At 55.6% G+C, this 19025-nt stretch carries 16 protein-coding genes; 8 read left to right on the top strand and 8 right to left on the bottom strand.

The genetic code is table 11. From position 1 onward, the window contains the following. Positions 1-183: 183 nt before the first annotated feature. From slmA to ZBT109_RS02355, 6 genes are all read right to left on the bottom strand, one after another. Positions 184-870 (bottom strand): nucleoid occlusion factor SlmA, encoded by a 687-nt coding sequence (slmA, locus tag ZBT109_RS02330; RefSeq protein WP_324603174.1) that lies wholly within the window; start codon positions 868-870, stop codon positions 184-186. Next, complete coding sequence (gene argB, locus ZBT109_RS02335; protein ID WP_027704846.1) at positions 854-1759, bottom strand: acetylglutamate kinase; 906 nt, start codon at positions 1757-1759, stop codon at positions 854-856. Before argB ends, slmA begins: the two co-directional genes overlap by 17 nt. Positions 1760-1857: 98 nt before the next feature. After that, positions 1858-3249 (bottom strand): phosphomannomutase/phosphoglucomutase, encoded by a 1392-nt coding sequence (locus ZBT109_RS02340; protein WP_027704847.1) that lies wholly within the window; start codon positions 3247-3249, stop codon positions 1858-1860. 74 nt (positions 3250-3323) lie between these two features. Continuing rightward, on the bottom strand, positions 3324-3776 hold the full coding sequence (gene dut / locus ZBT109_RS02345) for a dUTP diphosphatase (RefSeq protein WP_038277935.1): 453 nt from the start codon (positions 3774-3776) through the stop codon (positions 3324-3326). Between the two features lie 165 nt (positions 3777-3941). Continuing rightward, positions 3942-5207: a bifunctional phosphopantothenoylcysteine decarboxylase/phosphopantothenate--cysteine ligase CoaBC gene (coaBC, locus tag ZBT109_RS02350; protein WP_038277938.1), complete on the bottom strand. Its 1266-nt coding sequence runs from the start codon at positions 5205-5207 to the stop codon at positions 3942-3944. 278 nt (positions 5208-5485) lie between these two features. Then, positions 5486-6184 (bottom strand): 2,3-diphosphoglycerate-dependent phosphoglycerate mutase, encoded by a 699-nt coding sequence (locus ZBT109_RS02355; protein WP_027704849.1) that lies wholly within the window; start codon positions 6182-6184, stop codon positions 5486-5488. 271 nt (positions 6185-6455) lie between these two features. Between ZBT109_RS02355 and radC the strand changes: the two genes are divergently transcribed. Continuing rightward, the gene (radC, locus tag ZBT109_RS02360) at positions 6456-7130 is read left to right on the top strand and encodes a RadC family protein (RefSeq protein ID WP_027704850.1); all 675 of its coding nucleotides are present in this window, start codon (positions 6456-6458) and stop codon (positions 7128-7130) included. A 494-nt stretch (positions 7131-7624) separates the two neighbouring features. Here the strand turns inward: radC and ZBT109_RS02365 are convergent, their stop codons facing one another. Further along, the gene (locus ZBT109_RS02365; RefSeq protein ID WP_027704851.1) at positions 7625-8542 is read right to left on the bottom strand and encodes a hypothetical protein; all 918 of its coding nucleotides are present in this window, start codon (positions 8540-8542) and stop codon (positions 7625-7627) included. 1751 nt (positions 8543-10293) lie between these two features. Between ZBT109_RS02365 and rpmB the strand changes: the two genes are divergently transcribed. The 6 genes from rpmB (at position 10294) to pssA (ending at position 15357) form a co-directional block, all read left to right on the top strand. Beyond that, entirely contained in the window at positions 10294-10530 is a 237-nt protein-coding gene (gene rpmB / locus ZBT109_RS02375; protein ID WP_027704853.1) for a 50S ribosomal protein L28, read from the top strand. A 50-nt stretch (positions 10531-10580) separates the two neighbouring features. Beyond that, on the top strand, positions 10581-10736 hold the full coding sequence (rpmG, locus tag ZBT109_RS02380; protein WP_027704854.1) for a 50S ribosomal protein L33: 156 nt from the start codon (positions 10581-10583) through the stop codon (positions 10734-10736). Between the two features lie 207 nt (positions 10737-10943). Beyond that, complete coding sequence (mutM, locus tag ZBT109_RS02385; protein WP_027704855.1) at positions 10944-11759, top strand: bifunctional DNA-formamidopyrimidine glycosylase/DNA-(apurinic or apyrimidinic site) lyase; 816 nt, start codon at positions 10944-10946, stop codon at positions 11757-11759. A gap of 149 nt (positions 11760-11908) precedes the next feature. Then, on the top strand, positions 11909-13102 hold the full coding sequence (locus tag ZBT109_RS02390; RefSeq protein ID WP_027704856.1) for a class I SAM-dependent rRNA methyltransferase: 1194 nt from the start codon (positions 11909-11911) through the stop codon (positions 13100-13102). 314 nt (positions 13103-13416) lie between these two features. Then, positions 13417-14430 carry a tryptophan--tRNA ligase gene (trpS, locus tag ZBT109_RS02395; protein ID WP_027704857.1) on the top strand — a complete coding sequence of 338 codons (1014 nt, stop codon included), beginning with the start codon at positions 13417-13419 and terminating at the stop codon, positions 14428-14430. A 63-nt stretch (positions 14431-14493) separates the two neighbouring features. Beyond that, a complete protein-coding gene (gene pssA / locus ZBT109_RS02400) occupies positions 14494-15357 on the top strand; it encodes a CDP-diacylglycerol--serine O-phosphatidyltransferase (protein WP_027704858.1) in 864 nt (287 codons plus the stop codon). Between the two features lie 94 nt (positions 15358-15451). Here the strand turns inward: pssA and ZBT109_RS02405 are convergent, their stop codons facing one another. Continuing rightward, positions 15452-17065, bottom strand: a complete 1614-nt coding sequence (locus tag ZBT109_RS02405) for an alpha-amylase family glycosyl hydrolase (RefSeq protein WP_169733996.1) — start codon at positions 17063-17065, stop codon at positions 15452-15454. 440 nt (positions 17066-17505) lie between these two features. Here ZBT109_RS02405 and ZBT109_RS02410 point away from each other — a divergent pair, with 440 nt between their 5' ends. After that, entirely contained in the window at positions 17506-18903 is a 1398-nt protein-coding gene (locus ZBT109_RS02410) for a glutamate decarboxylase (RefSeq protein WP_038277940.1), read from the top strand. Positions 18904-19025 lie beyond the last annotated feature (122 nt).

Consider the following 19025-nt stretch of genomic DNA (forward strand, 5'->3'; position numbering starts at 1 on the left):
CGAGCTGAGAAAGAATCGTTTGGCAAAAGTGGCGCGTCAGAAGTGCAAGACGGACACCGTGTAGCAAAAAATAAGGGATGGGTCGTGGTGGTAGATTACCTTGCAACAGCGCCCCGTGACTCAGTCGATGAGTAGCGGGGCGTTCCTGTTGCCTGACATCCATTAGTTGAGGGCAGGAACGTCTCAGTGTGGGAATAGCCCATGGGCAATTACTGGCCACTGGTCGTCCCAATGCGCGATTGGCGACTGTTTGAAGCCCGTACGCGCGTACTGCACGATACGTCCTTCGATCAGGCTGGTCAGCAGGCTGACGCAGGCATTGACCGTCATTGGCAGTCGCAGTCCCTGCTCGATTTCAGCTTGGCGCAGAAGCTGGCGCAGCTGGGTTTCGAGGCGAGTGAAGGACTGGTTCATGCGCGGACGCAAGCGCGCCAGGTCGCCCGAGAGCAGTTCCCCCGTCATCAGACGGCACATGCCCGGATTGCGCTCAGCAAAGCGCAGCACCAATGTCAGTGCCAGACGAATGCGTTCACCGACAGGCTCTTCCTCTGCCTGTGTGGCAGAAAGAATCGCCTGTAAGCGCTCGAAAATCGTCGTCTCAATAAAGATGATCAAGGCCTCGAACATCTTGGCCTTACTTGGGAAGTGGCGATAGAGAGCGGCTTCGGACACGCCTACCAGGCGCGCCAGTGCCGCTGTCGTAATCTTCTGCGTGCCGGGATCCTCCAACATGGCGGCAAGCGCCTGGAGAATCTGGTCACGTCTGGACTTATCCTGCGTCATCATCGTTTTGCGATTCTTCTCGTTGGTGATGCGAGGACCGTCCCTTTCCTGCCGGGCAGAGAAGGTGATATCAGTGCTGGGCAGCACCAATCATGGTTCCCGCCCCCGCATCAGTAAATATTTCCAGCAAGGTAGCGTGCGGCACACGCCCATCTACAATAACGGCACTAGTGACCCCTTGCTTGACTGCTTCCAGTGCACAGCTGGTCTTCGGCAGCATGCCACCATGAATCGTACCGTCTGCAATCAAGGCCTGAATCTGGGCCGTGCTGGCGTCACGCATCACATTGCCTTCGGCATCCATCAGGCCGGCAATGTTGGTGAGCAGCATTAAGCGCTCCGCTTTTAAGGCGCTGGCAATACGGCCAGCCACGATATCGGCATTGATATTGTAGGCGTTGCCTTTTTCATCCACGCCGATCGGAGCGATGACGGGAATGAAATTGGCTTTCGACAGCATGTTGATGAGGTCTGTCGAAATATCGACGATTTCGCCGACGTGCCCCAGATCCACCTGCTCGCTTTCTCCGGTCGCTGTATCCGACGGCCGTTCAATCACGAGCTTGTGCGCAATGATCTGTGCGTTGTCCTTGCCGGTCATCCCAATGGCTTGTCCACCCGCTCTGTTGATGCGGTCGACAATGCTTTTATTGATTTGTCCGCCCAGTACCATTTCGACGACATCCATGGCTTCTTTGGTCGTGACGCGCATGCCATTGATGAATTCGGAACGGATCTGGAGCTTTTCAAGCATCTGGCCGATTTGTGGGCCACCGCCATGCACAACAACAGGATTGAGACCTACCGTTTTCAGCAGCACCATGTCGCGGGCGAACGAATCGATAAGGCGTTCGTCTGTCATGGCATTGCCGCCATACTTGACCACTATGGTCTTGCCAGCATACTTCTGAATATAAGGCAGGGCTTCTGAAAGAATCTCGACCACGAGTCCTGGCTCGTGCATTGTTGTCTGCATGGTAAGTAACCCCTTGCTCAATGTAGCTTAACATAATAGCCGGATACAATAAGGCAGGCTTCATGAGCCTGCCTTAATTATTATGCCGCCTAAACGTCTTAGAATGGAGCACTAACGTCAGGTGCGACCTGTTTCAGTGCTGTTCTGAAGCGATCTTTAATGCCTTCCAGCGCTTCTTCTGTTTTCCCTTCAAAACGGAAGACCAGTACCGGCGTGGTATTGGAGGCGCGGCACAGGCCCCAGCAATCGGGATAATCGACGCGGATACCGTCGATGGTCGTGCGTTTGGCATCCGGTCCGAAGTCAGTCTCAGTCGCAAGGCGCTTGACGAGGTCAAACTTGCCTTCATCGGTGACAGTAACGTTGATCTCGGCTGTACCGATGTCCTGCGGGTAGCGACTGAAGAAAACGTCAGCGTCAACGTCCTGCTTGGAGAGGATTTCCAGCAGGCGTGCGGCGGAGTAGATGCCGTCGTCGAAACCGTACCAGCGTTCTTTAAAGAAGATGTGTCCGCTCATCTCTCCGGCCAGTGCTGCCTGAGTTTCCTTCATCTTCGCCTTGATCAGCGAGTGGCCCGTGCAGGAGATTTCCGGCACGCCACCGGCCTGTTCGATGATGCGCGGCAGATTGCCGGTGCATTTAACGTCGAAGATGATGCGCGCCTTGGGTGAGCGTTCCAGTAGGTCTTCCGAGAAGGCCATCATCAGGTGGTCAGGATAGATGACTTTGCCCTGTGGTGTGACCACGCCCAGACGGTCGCCGTCGCCATCGAAGGCCAGACCGATATCGGCGTTGTGTTCTTTGACGGCCTTGATCAGGTCTTGCAGGTTTTCGACCTTGCCTGGATCCGGGTGGTGGTTAGGGAAGTGACCGTCGATATCGTCGAACAGCGGAATGACCTCGACGCCCAGACGGCGCACCAGTTCCGGCCCCAACTCACCGGTGACTCCGTTACCGCAGTCAACGATGGCTTTCAGCGGTCGCTGAAGGGTGATGCCAGAGGTGATGCGATTCAGGTAGTCTTCACGAATATCGTAGGTTTTGTATTGCCCTTGGCCTTCTGTGAAGTCCTGGGCCACGATGCGGTCGTACAGCGCCTTGATGCTGTTACCGGACAGTGTTTCACCGCCGATCATGATCTTGAAGCCGTTGTAGTCCGGCGGGTTGTGGCTGCCGGTGACGGCAACGCCGGAACTGCTTTCTTTCAGCGTACTGGCGGCGAAGTAAAGTACCGGTGTCGGCACCATGCCGATGTCGATGACATCACAGCCCGCCGCTTGCAGGCCTTCTGCCAGCGCTTTGGACAGCTTGGGACCGGACAGACGGCCATCGCGGCCGACGATGACGGTGGACTGGCCACGGGCGCGTGCTTCGCTGCCGATGGCGCGGCCCAGCAGAGTAACGCCTTCGGGCGTCAGATCTCGATCAACAATGCCTCGGATATCGTAGGCACGAAATATAGTTGCAGGAAGAACGGTCTGGTTCGTCATGATGTTATTGCCTCAACAGTGAGCCCCTCATGTAGGAGGGGTTGGGTTCCGCCAGAAAAGAAATGCGGCTGTCTTCAATGACGTCCGGAGTGGCCGAAGCCACCTTCTGCACGTTCGCTGGCATTGAAACTGTCGACAACGACTAGCTGTGCTTGTGCCACTGGGACTAGAACATACTGCGCAACGCGTTCGAACGGTTCTATCTCCACCGCTTCGGCACTGCGGTTCCAAAGCGAGATCATCAATTCTCCCTGGTAATCGGAATCAATCAATCCGACCAAATTACCGAGCACGATGCCTTTCTTGTGGCCCAGACCGGAACGCGGCAGGATCATGCCAGCGAACGCCGGATCGCCGATATGAATGGCCAATCCAGTATGTACCAGTGTAGATTCGCCTGGCTGTAGCACGAGCGGTTCATTGAGCAGCACACGCAGATCCATGCCTGCACTTCCCGGCGTGGCATAATCAGGCAAACCGTGTTGGTGAACTCGTTCGTCGAGGACCTTGACTTCAAGACGTGGCATTACTGTTTCCGAATCAATTGAGTGTAGACTTGCAGGTTTACGCTGCGTTTCGGTGACCCAGCGACCGCCCCTTGAGGCGCGATCGTCTATCCCTTGTGGACACAGCACCACTAAAAACTATCCTCCGCGCGCGCGCGCGCAGGAACACACGGCCATTCAGGGCGTTTATTGCGCTGCAGGCGCGAGCGACGCGGCGTTGACTCGAAGAATCTCGTGCAGCAGGGCATGTGCCAGTGAGACCTTTGATTGCAAAGGAAGTTCGTGTGCTTTGACGCCCCCTTCGGCCTGCCAGTAAAGCGTCACGGCGTTGTCATCGCTGTCGAACCCTTCGTTGGCACCCACTTGATTAGCCACGATCATATCGAGCTTCTTGCGCGTCAGCTTATCCAGCGCATAGTGCTCTACGTCCTGTGTTTCAGCCGCAAAACCGACGACGGTAGGCCGACGTTCCCCCGCTGCGATCGTGGCGACAATATCGGGGTTCTTCACCAGTGTCAGGGTTAGCGTTTCTTCGCCATTCTGTTTCTTGAGCTTGTGCTCGGCATAGGACGCGGCTTTGTAGTCCGCTACGGCGGCACTGCTGATGAAGAGATCACATCCTTTCTGCACGCTCTGCTGAGCGGCTGCCAGCATGTCATCCGCTGTCGTGACATCCACGCGACGTACACCGTGTGGCGTCTCCAGCGTGACGGGACCACTGATCAGTGTGACGGAGGCCCCCAGTGCCTGCGCGGCTTCCGCAAGGGCAAAGCCCATCTTGCCTGAGCTACGGTTCGTCAGGTAGCGCACGGGGTCCAGCGGCTCACGTGTGGGGCCTGCCGTGACCGTGATCCTGAGGCCTGCAGCAGGCTTTGGCGTGGTATCGCGCTGATAGGCCTGATGCAGTGCTTCGAGAATTGCTTCCGGCTCCAGCATGCGGCCTTGTCCAACATCGCCGCAGGCCTGTTCGCCTGCATCGGGGCCGACGATGTGCCAGCCGTACTGTTGCAGACGTTCCAGATTGGCCTGAGTGGCGGGGTGACTCCACATGCCCTGATTCATTGCCGGGGCAATGAACAGGCGCGCGTGGGAGGCGAGGCAGAGCGTGGTCAGCAGGTCATCGGCATGCCCGTGCGCCAGCGATGCCATCAGGTTGGCCGTTGCTGGCGCGATGACGATCACATCTGCCCAACGTGCCAGCTCTATATGCCCCATGCCGGCTTCGGCAGAAGGATCAAGCAGGGAATCGCGTACCGCGTGACCGGTCAGCGCCTGAAAGGTGAGCGGCGCGATAAAGGCTTCCGCCCCCCGTGTCATGACCACGCGCACATCTGCTCCGGCCTTTTTCAGCAAACGAGCCAGATAGGCGCTTTTATAGGCGGCGATGCCCCCGCTGATGCCTAGCAGGACGCGGCGACCATGAAGAGGGGAAAGACTGTCGTTTGAACTCATGAGCGTAGGCATCCTGTCCTGTATGGCGGATCAAAAACATAGCGGTATGGCGCTATCGCTTGGATATGATGGTGAAAACCCGTGCGCGCCATGATCACTGAACTGTATCACCTGAGCGTGTTTTTGCGTAGCTGGGGCAGGTAAGGGCGATGAGCAAGGTCGAAGAAAGCGACCGGAGGTAGGTAGGACGGATGAGAATAAAAGGACGGTATAAATGAAAACGCCTGCCAGTGATGGCAGGCGTTTCGCTGTCAGCTTCCAGAGGAAGCGGCAGAGACTTACGCTTTGGTCAGCGTGTCTTTGCTGATGACAGACAGGTCTTTGTCGCTGATTTCATAGACCAGCGGAGTACCTGTATCGATGTTGACACCCATGATGTCTTCATCGCTGATGCCTTCGATGTATTTGACCAGCGCACGCAGGCTGTTGCCGTGTGCAGCGATCAGAACGTTTTTGCCATCGAGCAGCTGCGGAGCAATCTGGTCCTGCCAGAACGGAATAACGCGTTCCAGAGTGACTTTCAGGTTTTCGCCAGCCGGCAGAGTGCGCGGATCCAGGTTGGCGTAACGCGGATCGTTGACCGGGTGGAACGGGCTGTCAGTGCCGACGAGCGGCGGCAGTTCGTCGTAGCTGCGGCGCCAGATGTGAACCTGTTCGTCACCGTATTTTTCAGCGGTTTCTTTTTTGTTCAGACCGGACAGCGCGCCGTAGTGACGTTCGTTCAGGCGCCAGGATTTGTATTCAGGAATCCACAGCTGACCCAGACCTTCCAGAGCGAAGTGCAGGGTTTTGATAGCGCGAGTCAGTACGGACGTGTAAGCCACGTCGAACTGCAGGCCCGCTTCTTTCAGACGAGCACCCGCTTGCTGTGCTTCTTTGACGCCAGTTTCTGACAGGTTGACATCAACCCAGCCAGTGAACTTGTTGGCAAGGTTCCATTCGCTTTCGCCGTGGCGAATCAGTACGAGCTTGGCCATTAGAAGTATCCCTTGATTCGTGGATAGGAAAGACGTTATCGGCTTACCTGCAATTGCCTTCAGCAAGGCATGAAGGAAGAGCAAGGCCACCATGTGCGCACAGTATACCAGCCTGAACGGTCAAGTGCGGAATGTTGTATTCCCAGCTGCGACTATTTGTCAAAAGGCATGTTTCTTATCGGAAATGTCATGTGCTGGGAGATATTGAAAGCCCTTAAATCGAGCAGGATCAAGCCGATGACCTAAGGACTTTGACATGGATGGAGGGGAGATGTCGATACGAGATTGGCCCGTAGAAGAGCGGCCACAGGAACGGCTGCTGAACGAGGGCAGCGAGCACCTAAGCGATGCGGAACTGCTGGCGCTTTTCTTGCGTAGCGGGCAGCCGGGGCAGAGTGCAGTATCGCTGGCGCGCCAAGCCCTCCATCATTTCGGTAATATCCGCAACCTGTTGTGTGCCGACTGTGCGGACTTCTGCAGGATGAAAGGGCTGGGTGTCGTCCGCTATACCCAGCTTCAAGCAGCGCTGGAACTGTCGCGACGTCATCTGGCTATTTCTCTGCACAAGGCCGATGCGCTCAATGCCTCTCATAAGGTGAAAGGGTACCTGAAGGCGCGTTTGAGGGATTTGAAGCACGAAGTGTTTGCGGCGCTATTGCTGGATACCCAGCATCGTATCTTGTCATTCGAGCAGCTTTCGGTTGGGACTATCGATCAGGCGACCGTGTATCCGCGTGAAGTGGCGCGACTGATGTTGGAGCGCCATGCCGCCGCCGTTATCTTTGCACATAACCACCCCACAGGACGCCCCGAGCCCAGCGATGCGGATATTCGCCTGACACACACGCTGAAGGATGCGCTGGCCTTGCTGGACATTCGTGTGCTGGATCACTTCATCGTGGCTGATCAGCACATTGTGTCATTTGCCGAGCAAGGTTTGTTGTGAACGCATGGCGGCGAGGTGAAAAATTGAGTGGCGATGTAAAAATTTGGAGCGCGAACAGGTGGCATCCCTTCGTAGGTGAGGCGTGGTTGTGTACGACGTGTGCTCATCGCCTATTCCTACGGTACGGGGCGGGTGCTCATCGGCAGACCGCACTGTTTTACAGCAAAGCCGTATGGCGTGTTTCGTGAGGACACTATCCTCTATGTAATGCGTAGGTAATAGTGAGGTATTGCTTAACTATATTGATTTAGATAGGTTTTTTATCTTTATAAATATAAGGCTTATCTATGTCCATGGAAGGCGCATTCCTATCTTTTAGGTCGAAGATGTGACGTGCAGTAAGAGAAGGCCATAACGTATCTGTTACTCAAGGCACTATATGATGAAGAGTACTCCTTGACGCATGGTGTCATGCTGGCCAATACGTGTCGTTGTTCAACTGGCTGCCCACAGTGGGGTGTTGTGCAATTGGCGCTTCATTGAGCCGTCAATGGCTATTCTGTCGTATTGATATCAAGTGAGGACAGAACGAATGCTCCACCTCGATTGGCGATATGTACAAGAGGAAATGCGGAAACGTGCCCAAGTGTGATGGGGTTTCCGCTATTGATGGCTTCCACCATTGTGCGGCGAGCCGCATCATCGGGGAAGTCCGCGGCCACGACATTAGGCTGTGGGCAATAGAAATGGGCGCGCACGGAATGGTCATTGATCGTGATCTGGCGATCTTCTTCCGTCTTGCACGGCGTTTGGGTTTCGAACAGCGTCACCCACGCATGATGAGCCACGTTGGCTACGCTAATATGAAGGTTGGCGCGGCTGTCGATATGTTGAGTGATGGCGGTGATGATATCGCAGCGGTCGGTACAGATATCCCAAGTCGTACGTTCAAGTGACGGCGACAGCTTACTGCCCGCGAACGGGTATATGTCCTTGTGGGGCCATTCTTCAACGCGACGGTACCAGTCTTCTTCAGAAATGCCTCTGAAAAGCGGGAGGAGTGAACCGGTCTTGGGCGCGTAACCGCTAAGGATATGCCGGATAAGTGGCGTCTGGTCGTAGCGCCAGCCTAACTGTGCGCCCAGCAACACGAATACCGTACGGTCGCTTTCATCCTCCAAGGCATACAGGTCTGCCAGGTCTTGCCAAGCCGATATCGTGTCGTAATCGTGTTCGGGCAGGCGCGTGTCCGCATGGATAGCCTTCAATAGGTTCTCCCAGCACAGTCGAATGGTATCCATTTCGCTGGCCTGGGCAATAGTGCTTCGCTGAGCTTGTCGGATGAACGCAATACGTTCGGTAGAGATAGAGGCGCTTGTATCCGCTGCCGGTCTGACATAAGTGCAGCTGCTTAATAGTGTTGCCGAAAGCACCGTAGCAATGGATGTTACTATAGAGAAAGTGCGCGCCATGATATTCCTGTGTTTTATAAAACATCATTGTTTTGAAATGCCAAGCGAATAGCCTTCCTTGATATATTTCATTATACACCGGGCGACTGGACTGTGAGAAAAGTTTGCTTTTATCTTTTAGTAACAGGTATAATTGTGTCAACTTTAAGCTCACTTTAAAGGCATAATGAACCGCTAAAGTAAGAGCGAAAAAAGAGTGTATAAATAAAAGGCTAGGCCCTATCGAAAAATAGTCAACCCGTCTAAAAGGTTATTGTAACAATGGCACGAAACGCCACCGTTCAGTCATCTTCCAAGAAAGCACTCAAGCCTACTTGGTAAGGTAGTCGTTGCCGGCTGCTTTCTGCTGTAAGTAATGGTATGTGTTCGTATAGGTGAGTAACGTTTGTTAGGTCAACGTTCATGGCCCCGTGAAAAGACTGCTCCAACGTAATGGGAAGCCTTCTATTGAACCTCATGGTCTCGTCGCGTGCGTCCTTATCGCATTCCACTTCTTCCTGTTGGCCCGATAGCACTGATTGGATTTTAAGTGCACGTTACCTCCTGTTCTGTCGTCAATCGCCCTGAAACCGGGTATAGGTTGCCGTGGGCGCTATAACTGGGGTGTTACACATGTATTGGCGTTGAGGTATTGGCTTTGAAAGAGGGGGCGAGTCGGCAGTGTAAGACGATTAACGGGGCCTTGTGTTTATTGGTGATGCTGAATAGTAGACACAGGAAGTGAGCGGTTCGATGAGGGACATGTGGAAAGGGCGGTAGGTGCTTGTTTCGGCCTGTCGAGGGGTTGCCGTATGTGATCTGTATATCCCGAAATAGAAAGTCAATGTTGTTGCTTATCGAAAGCGCATCGGAATGTCCAGCATGGGTATGGAGAGGATACGTTGCCATAAAAAGTAGCTGCCTGTTGTGCTGTATGTATGCATTGACGGTGGCGAGGCGTGCTATCCCACTACCCACTACCCACTACCCACTACCCACTACCCTGCGTCTTGTCGCTGCATGTGTTTTGCGCACGCGGTGGTACGGGGCGATGGAGGGTATCGGCGCGGGGGGCTCTCCTGCGGAGGCACTGTCTTCTTTTGTGGGTGATGTATAGAAGCTGCCGTGTGGCGTGCTGTTCTTACGTGCCCCCGCGCGTTTTTGTAGGTCGGTGGTTTCTATCTTTCTTCTTTGCGGATATGTCGTGTCTTGTTACCTCGCATGGAGTTTTGGCATAACGCAGACAGTCCATGGCCAAGGTTCAAGACGTGCCTGTTCTTTGCTAATGTGGCGTGATGACACAGCGCGGCTTAAAAATATGCAGAACTTGTCGACAATCCTTGCCTTAGCTATGGGATATCGTCGCTAGCATGTGTACAATGTGCGCCTGAGGTGCCGCACCAGGGTTGACACTTCACTTGTCGCGCTTGCCGACAGCGGTGTACTCTGGTATAAAATGCGGCCTTTGCTAGCAGGATGTCCGGGTTTCGTGCCGATGTCGCAACAGCGTGACCTTTGCAACATCGCCTTCCGGCCCCTGTAATTCACGTCAGTTGGATTCGAGTACTCCTGCGTGATGGTGCTTCGCCTTCCCAGATCAATGATTTTGGGAACGGCTGACAGCGCATGATTGACGCAACTCGAGCAATCTTGACGCGTTGTCTGTCTTGTCGATATCCCACATGGGACCAAGGCACTCAGCGCGAATGAATTTCTGGTTGGACCCGTCGCCACACGAGTTCGATCGGCCAGGCTAACGGTTGGAGGCACGCATGTCCCAGGTATGTCAGGTCACCGGCAAGCGTCCGGTGACGGGTAATAACGTTTCACACTCTCTGCGCAGAACTCGTCGTCGTTTTGTGCCGAACCTGCACACTCATCGTTTTTGGGTGGAAAGCGAGAAGCGTTTCGTCAAACTGCGCATTTCTTCTAAAGGCATGCGCATCATCGACAAAAAAGGCATTGATCAGGTTCTGTCTGAACTCCGTGCCCGTGGCGAGCGCGTCTAAGACACGCAATCTCGTTTAACGCTTTCGTTTTCAAGCTGGAGAGCATTCTCATGCGCGACAAGATCAAACTGGTCTCTTCTGCGGGTACTGGTCACTTCTACACTACCAACAAGAACAAGCGTAATACGCCTGACAAGTTGGAATTCAAGAAGTACGACCCGGTTGTTCGCAAACACGTGATCTACCGTGAAGCGAAAATCAAGTAACTTCTTCTCGAAGTCACTTCGCTTCGAGGCAACTTCGGCATTTTGTCAGTAAGGTGTCTCGCAGTGCATGGAAACCCGGCCTCGCTGCCGGGTTTCTTGCGTTCAGGTCTCAGGTACGGTCGGTAGGCTGCGTGCTGAACCTGCGCTACGTCCCCTTGTCATAGGGCCATGGCGCAATGTCCATCATGATTCAGGAGGTGTTCTGACATGCCAGAATTGCCGGAAGTCGAAACGACTCGACGTGGTATCGCCGAATATGTAGAAGGCCACCGTGTCGATGCGATGCGCGTGCGTCAGCGGCGCTTTCGTGTCCCCGTACCTGATGGGCTTGAGCAGCGTATCGAGGGAGAGTGCTTCGGCACCCTTCAGCGGCGAGCGAAATATCTGCTGCTGCCCATCGCGGGCGGTCATCTGCTGTGGCATCTGGGGATGTCCGGCAGTCTGCGACTGACGCAGGCGGATGAGCCGTTGCGTAAGCACGATCATATCGACCTTGATCTGAGCTCGGGGTGGCAACTGCGCTATCACGATCCGCGGCGCTTTGGCTTTGTCGATTTCATCGAAGGCAATCCGCTGGAGGACACACGACTGGCCTCGCTGGGGCCTGAACCGCTGTCAGCGGCCTTTACGGCCGAACTGCTGGCGGCTAAAGCCAAGGGCAAGCGGGTTGCGATCAAAAGCTTCATCATGGATAACGCCGTAGTGGTGGGGGTGGGCAACATCTACGCCAACGAGGCGCTGTTCATGGCGGGGATTGATCCACGCAAGCCGGCAGGCCAGGTCAGTGAGGCGTCGCTGACGCTACTGGTGATGGCGATCAAGGATGTGCTGACAGCCGCCATTGCACAGGGTGGTACGACACTGCGCGATTTCGTGAGCGGTCAGAACACGCCTGGATATTTTGCCCAGCAGCTGCGCGTCTATGGGCGTGGCGGCGAGCCATGCATTCGCTGTGAGTGTCGCCTCGAGCAGGTCGTGATCGGGCAGCGTGCGACGGTATTCTGCCCCCAGTGTCAGCGCTAGCGCTGACCTTCATTCCATCTGTACCATGCCGGGTTCTGTCTGGCAGCGGTGCGCATTATTGTCATGTCTCGAACGCTTTCTTCGGCCACACTGCGCATGATGGCGTTCAGTCGGTGTCATTTTTCTGTATTTGAAAGGATTATCCTGTCATGCAACGTCTTCGTCTTCGCAAAAATGCTGATCGTCGCCTCAAGGGCGGGCATCTGTGGCTGTACTCTAACGAGATCGACATCAAGGTCACCCCGCTGAAAGGCATTGAGCCGGGCGAGCAGGTCATTATCGAAGCCGACAACGGTCGTGAAATGGGCGTTGCCTACGTCAACCCCAACTCGCTGATCTGCGCACGTGTGGTATCGCGTGATCCTAAGGTGGCGCTGGATCGTTCGCTGCTGGTGCACCGTTTCAATCAAGCGTTGTCGCTGCGCAAGCAGTTCTTCAAAGAGCCGTACTACCGTCTGGTTCACGGTGAAAGCGACCTGCTGCCTGGGCTTGTAATCGACCGCTTCGATGACATTCTGGTCGTTCAGATCAATACCCAAGGGATGGCCCGAGTGGAAGCGGACATTATCGACGCTCTCGACAAAGTCATTCGTCCACGTGTCATCGTGATGAGCAACGACACCAGTGGTCGTCGTATGGAAGGTCTGCCGCTGGAGTCGGTTGTCGTTCGCGGCGAGCTGCCGGAAGATGGTCTGGTCTCGTTGGTCGAGAACGGCGTCAAGTTTCAGGTTTCTCCGCTGGAAGGCCAGAAAACAGGTTGGTTCTACGATCACCGCGACAACCGTGCGTGGCTAAACCAGTGGGTTGAAGGCAAGCGCGTACTGGATGTCTTCAGTTACGTTGGCGGCTGGGGCGTGCAGGCAGCTGTTAACGGTGCGGCGTCGGTGACGTGTGTCGATGCGTCTGCCAAGGCGCTCAGTGCCGTCGAGCGCAACGCTGAGTTAAACGGTGTTGCTGATCGTGTTGCGACGATTGAAGGCGATGCTTTCGAGGTGCTGGCTGCGCTCAAGGAGCAAGGCGAGCAGTTTGATATCGTGATCGTTGACCCGCCTGCATTCATTCGTAAGCGTAAGGACCTCAACGTCGGTGAGCGCGCCTATGGTCGCCTGAACCGTGAAGCGATGCGTCTGCTGAAACGCGATGGTCTGCTGGTGTCTGGTTCCTGCTCTATGCACCTGCTGCCTGAGCGTCATAAGGACATCGTCCGCGGTGCTGCTCGCCATCAGGATCGCCATGCGCAGATCATTTTCGAAGGCCATCAGGGCAGTGACCATCCGGTTCATCCGGCCATTCCCGAAACGTCCTATCTGAAAGCACTGGGTGTTCGCGTCTACCGCGATTGATACGCAGTGCCTGTCGCGCGGTGAACGATACGGCCTCTGTCAGCGTCCAATACGCTAGAGAGGCCGTCATACCCTGCGGTATCCCCCTGATCGCTTGTCGATAGCGACGGCGGGTTGTTGCCCTGAACGAGGCGGCGATAGCGGCGATGTCTGCATGGGCGTGACAGAGAGGCGTTTTCAGCCGCCCGGTCCATTGTTGTACACTGGGCTTTTCCGCGCTGCGCTCATCCGGTAATGCTGCGCATCGCATAGGGCTTTGCTTCCCATGCGGTGCATTCGCTTGGATGCTGTCCTCGATAACCAGAGAAGTGCTCATGACCAAGACACGTGTGCTCACAGGGATCACGACTACAGGGATCCCGCATCTCGGCAACTATGTTGGTGCCATTCGTCCCGCTATCCGTGCCAGCAAGGAAGAGAACACTGAACCGTTCTTCTTTCTCGCTGACCTGCACGCCCTGATCAAAGCGCAGGATCCGAAACGGGTCGCTGAATCGCGCCTAGATATCGCGGCAACGTGGCTGGCGCTGGGGCTGGATACCGACAATGCGGTCTTCTACCGTCAGTCCGACGTGCCGGAGATCACCGAACTGCTGTGGCTGCTGTCCTGCGTCTGTGCCAAGGGGTTGATGAACCGTGCGCATGCCTATAAGGCTGCTGTGGCCGATAACGACGCTGCTGGCAGCCCTGACCCCGATCGCGGCGTCACCATGGGGCTGTTCAGCTACCCCACACTGATGGCGGCCGACATTTTGATGTTCAAGGCTAATCGTGTGCCGGTCGGCCGTGACCAGATTCAGCACCTTGAAATGGCGCGCGATATAGCGGGGCGTTTCAACCATATCTACAAGGGCGACTACTTCGTCATGCCGGAAGCCGAAGTGGATACCCGCGTGCAGCAGCTGAACGGGCTGGATGGACGCAAAATGTCCAAAAGCTACAACAACACTATTCCGCTGTTTTGCACTGAAAAACAGCTGCTCAAGCTGATTCGCAAGATCAAAACCAACTCTCTTGAGCCGGGCGAGCCGAAGGAAACGGAAGGTTGTTCGCTGTTCCAGCTCTATTCTGCGTTCGCAACGGACGATCAGATTGCTGATATGCAGCAGGCCTATGCTGATGGCATCGGTTGGGGCGACGCGAAGAATCGCATCTTCGAGCTGCTTAACGAGACTTTGAAGGAACCTCGTCAGCGCTACCATGAGCTGCTGGAAGACCCGGCTCATATCGAGTCCATCATGAAGAAAGGGGCCGAGCGTGCCCGAGCCGAAGCGGTTCCGTTCATGGACGAGCTGCGTCGCGCTGTGGGTATCGCGCCGTTTGCATAAGGCGTTGATGCAGGCCGCTATCGTGCTCGCCGTGAAGGCTCATCGTTAAAGGAAATACACACCATGACAGATGATCGACAGGAAGCTGACGACGCTAACTCGAGTCATAAGTCCCATAAATGCGGGCGTTCCCGTGACCCGTTCAAGGAGTTTCGGGACGACAGTGAGGTTGTAGAAGAAATCATCGAGGATGGGCAGCCCATCCGGCGACGAGGTATCTATCTGCTGCCAAACCTGTTTACGACCATGGCGCTGTTCAGCGGCTTCTTTGCCGTCATCAGTGCGCTCAACCATGACTTCATCTCGGCGGCCATTGCGATCTTTCTGTCAATGGTGCTGGACGGTCTCGACGGCCGTGTGGCCCGTATGACCAATACTCAGAGCGCTTTCGGTGCCGAGTACGACAGTCTGGCCGATATGCTGTCATTCGGGCTGGCGCCTGCCGTCGTTGCCTTCAGCTGGATGCAGTTGGGCGGCGTCAACGAGCTGGGCAAGTTCGGCTGGATCTGTGCCTTCATCTACGTGGCGGGGGCGGCGCTGCGTTTGGCGCGATTCAACGTGCAGCTCAGTGTCGTCGACAAGGCGTGGTTCGTTGGGCTGCCCAGCCCAACTGCGGCGGCGCTGGTAGCCGGCTGTGTATGGGTCATGACGGATTTTGACATGGCATCGTTCCCGGCGCGCGTTGTACTGGCGCTGGTGGTGGCAGTGTCCGGTATTCTGATGGTCAGCAATATCGGCTTCTACAGTTTCAAGAAGATCGATATCCGCAACCCTGTGCCCTTTGTGGTACTGCTGGCGATTGTCGTGCTGATCGTGCTGATCTGGGCGAAACCGTCGGTCACACTGCTGCTGATCTTCGGGGGTTATACCGGCGTCGGTGTCGTACTCGCGGCATTCCGTTTGCTGCGCAGCGCTCGTAGCGAATAGGCCGGTTGTGGCGGCAAAGCAATGCCGTCATGCGTGCTTAATGAATGCGGCACTCAGGTTTTCCTGAGTGCCGCATTGTCATTTTTGGGGGCAGCTACTGCTGCTCTAGACGCAGCCAGATGGCGGCGTTGCCGGGCAACATACCGTTTCTCAAGGCGATATGCGGGTGGCTGCGTGCCACTATCGTTCCTTTGGTCGGCAGTCTTACCGAGGTGTGGCCGAAATTAATCGCCAGTACCAGTCCACCACAGCAGGCCATGAGGACATCGTTGCGCAGGGTTGGCAGCCACTGGAGCGGGTGACGTGCTAGCTGGAACTGCTTGCGGAGGGCCAGCAGCTGGCGGTAGAGCGTGAGCATGCTGCCTGCCCAATGCTGTTGGCGATCAACGGCATAGTGGTGGTAGCAAGACGGCTGTGGCAGCCAGGTATCGGTCTGTGTGCTGAATCCGAAGGCTGGCGCATTGCTGTCCCACGGCATTGGAATACGGCTGCCATCGCGGCCATTGTACTGGCTTGGCTGGAAGCGAGGGTCTTTGCGGTAGCGGTCTTCCAGTTGGGTGTGATCCGGCAGCCCCAGTTCTTCACCGTAGTACAGGCACAGGGCCCCGGGCAGAAATGCGGTCATGCAGATCATCGCGCGCGCGCGTGCTTGCCCCAGCGACCAGCTTGGCTGTTCGCTCATTGGCCCCAGGCCGCCCGGTAAATAGCCCGGTACGGTTAGGCCAAGACGCGATACATGGCGCACCTGATCATGACTGGACGTTACCCAGATTGGCATCGACCCTACGTTGGTCGATTGCAGAGACTGGGTGATGGTGTTCTGCAGGGCGGTGCGGTTCCAATAAGCATACTGATAGTTGAAGGCGAATACCTGATGCAGTTTGTCGGGGCCTACATAGTCGAGTACCTGCCGCTGGTCGTTTGCCAGCACTTCACCGATCAGGCAGTGCTCGGGATATTCATTCATGAAGCTGCGGAATTCGCGGTGCAGACCCAGTATGCCCGGCTGGTGAAGTAGCGGATCGTCCGTATCGGTCGGCGCGGTGTCTGTGAAGTTAGCGCGCTTCATCATGCACATGGCGGCGTCCATGCGGAAGCCATCGACCCCTCGCGCTATCCAGAACTGCATGATCCTTCTGAACTCGGCCTTTACCTCGGTGTTATGCCAGTTGAGGTCGGCCTGTTTGTCTGAGAAGGAATGCAGATACCACTGTGTGTCGCCCGCTGGGCGTGTCCATGCAGATTCACTGAACATACTGGTCCAGTTGTTGGGTGCTTCTGTGTGACCGTCGCCTCTGCCGTCGAGGAAGATGTAGCGGTCGCGGGCGGGGCTGCCAGCAGGCGAGGCCAGCGCTTCCTTGAACCACGGATGTTCGGTGGAGGTATGGTTGGCCACCATGTCGATGATGAGGCGCATGCCGTGGGCATGGGCCTGCGTCACTAGCATGTCGATGTCATTGAGCGTGCCATAGCGGGGATCGACATCGTAGTAGTCACTGATGTCATAGCCATTGTCTGCCTGAGGCGAGGTGAAGAATGGCGACACCCAGAGAGCGGTGACTCCCAATTCTGCCAGATAGGCAAGCCGTGAGGTTACGCCGGGCAGGTCGCCTATGCCGTCACCGTTACTGTCAGCGAAGGAAGGAAGATAGACCTGATAGATCACGGCCTCTTGCCACCATGGATAGGCTACATTCGTTGTTGTCATTGTCATGTGGCTTCTGCAATCCAGTGGAAAACAAGCGGGCATTATGACGGACCGTCTATGGACGGGCGTGTGGATGGCGTACTGGGCGCAGGAGTGACAAAGAAAGACGTTGCGTTGAGTAAATGGCAGGTTATGAGCTGCCGGAACGTAAGAGATCGCCAGAAATAGCGTCGATATTGCACCGTTGTGGTGCGCGGAATACCAACCCGTGCCAGAAGCGAAGGGCCGACGAGCGGCCTATAGTGAGCGGCGCATCTGGATACCAGACGCCATGAGGTCCGGGCCTTTACCGATCGCACCTGTGGCACCCAGGCGAGCCGCGCCATGACACTCTGTCGTGCATGACCTCCAGCCCTCCTTCGTACGCACTGTTTTTGTGCATTGATGTTAAGTGCCAGGGACTCCGTATCCACTTTTATAGATGATCAAGGAGAACTACCATGCCGCTGCATTACCGACAGGATGTCCGCGATGCACTTCTGGACGACGTCTATGCGTCCGATGACCTATCCGCTTCACTTCCGCGCTACCGTTTCCCAGCCAGCGAACTGGGCGCTCGCAATGCGTTCAATGTCGTGCGTGATGAACTGATGCTCGATGGTAACTCTCGCCAGAATTTGGCGACCTTCTGTACGACTTGGCTTGAAGATGAAGTCCATCAGTTGATGGATGCCTGTATCGACAAGAACATGATCGACAAGGATGAATATCCGCAGACAGCCGAATTGGAAGCGCGCTGTGTGCACATGCTGGCTGACCTGTGGAACTCGCCGGATGCCAACAATACGATGGGTTGTTCCACGACCGGGTCGTCGGAAGCCGCCATGCTGGGAGGGCTGGCACTCAAATGGCAGTGGCGCAAACGCCGCGAAGCCGAAGGTAAATCAACGGATCGTCCCAACCTGATCTGTGGCCCCGTGCAGATCTGCTGGCACAAGTTTGCCCGTTATTTCGACGTTGAACTGCGTGAAATTCCGATGGACGGCGATCGCTTGATCATGAACGCCGAAGAAGTGCTGAAACGCGTCGATGAAAATACTATTGGGGTGGTCGTGACCTTCGGGGTGACCTTCACCTGCCAGTACGAGCCGGTGCAGCAGATCCAAAAGGCACTAGATCGCTTGGAAGAGGAAACCGGTCTGGACATCCCGATTCACGTGGATGCTGCTAGCGGTGGTTTTCTGGCGCCGTTCTGTGCGCCTGACATTCCGTGGGATTTCCGCCTGCCGCGCGTGAAATCCATCAATGCCTCTGGTCACAAATACGGGCTGTCACCGCTGGGCGTGGGCTGGGTCGTATGGCGCGATGCCGATGAATTGCCGGAAGACTTGGTTTTCAACGTTAACTATCTGGGCGGTGATATGCCCACCTTTGCACTTAACTTCTCGCGCCCGGGGGGCCAGATCGTTGCGCAGTACTACAACTTCATCCGCCTCGGTGTAGAAGGGTATCGCCGCATTCAGACGGCCTGCTATAACACAGCGCAGTATCTGGCCGATGCTATCGGCAAGTTGGGGCCGTTCGAGATCATCTTCGGCGGTGATATGACCGAAGGGTTGCCAGCACTGTGTTGGAAGCTCAAGGACGATGCTAACGTATCCTTTACACTGTATGACCTAGCGGATCGTCTGCGTACGCGTGGCTGGCAGGTGCCGGCCTACTCCATGCCAGCAGATCGTACCGACTTGGTTATTCAGCGCATTCTGGTGCGCCATGGGGTCAGCCGCGATCTGGCTTCGCTGCTGGTCGATGACATCCAGCGCTGCCTTGATTACTTTGCACAACACCCGGCGGCAGTGCCGCTTTCCGAAGAAGAGGGCAGTGGTTTTCATCATTGATGATAAAGCACTGCTTTCGGGTCACCGCGTGTCGATTGGCGGGTGTTGATAACAATGGTTATCAACAAAATCCACGCAATGGTAATAATTTGGCATATAATGCTATATGTTTTGAAAAATAA

The sequence above is a fragment of the Zymobacter palmae genome (assembly GCF_003610015.1).
In the GTDB taxonomy this organism is placed as follows: Bacteria; Pseudomonadota; Gammaproteobacteria; order Pseudomonadales; family Halomonadaceae; genus Zymobacter; species Zymobacter palmae.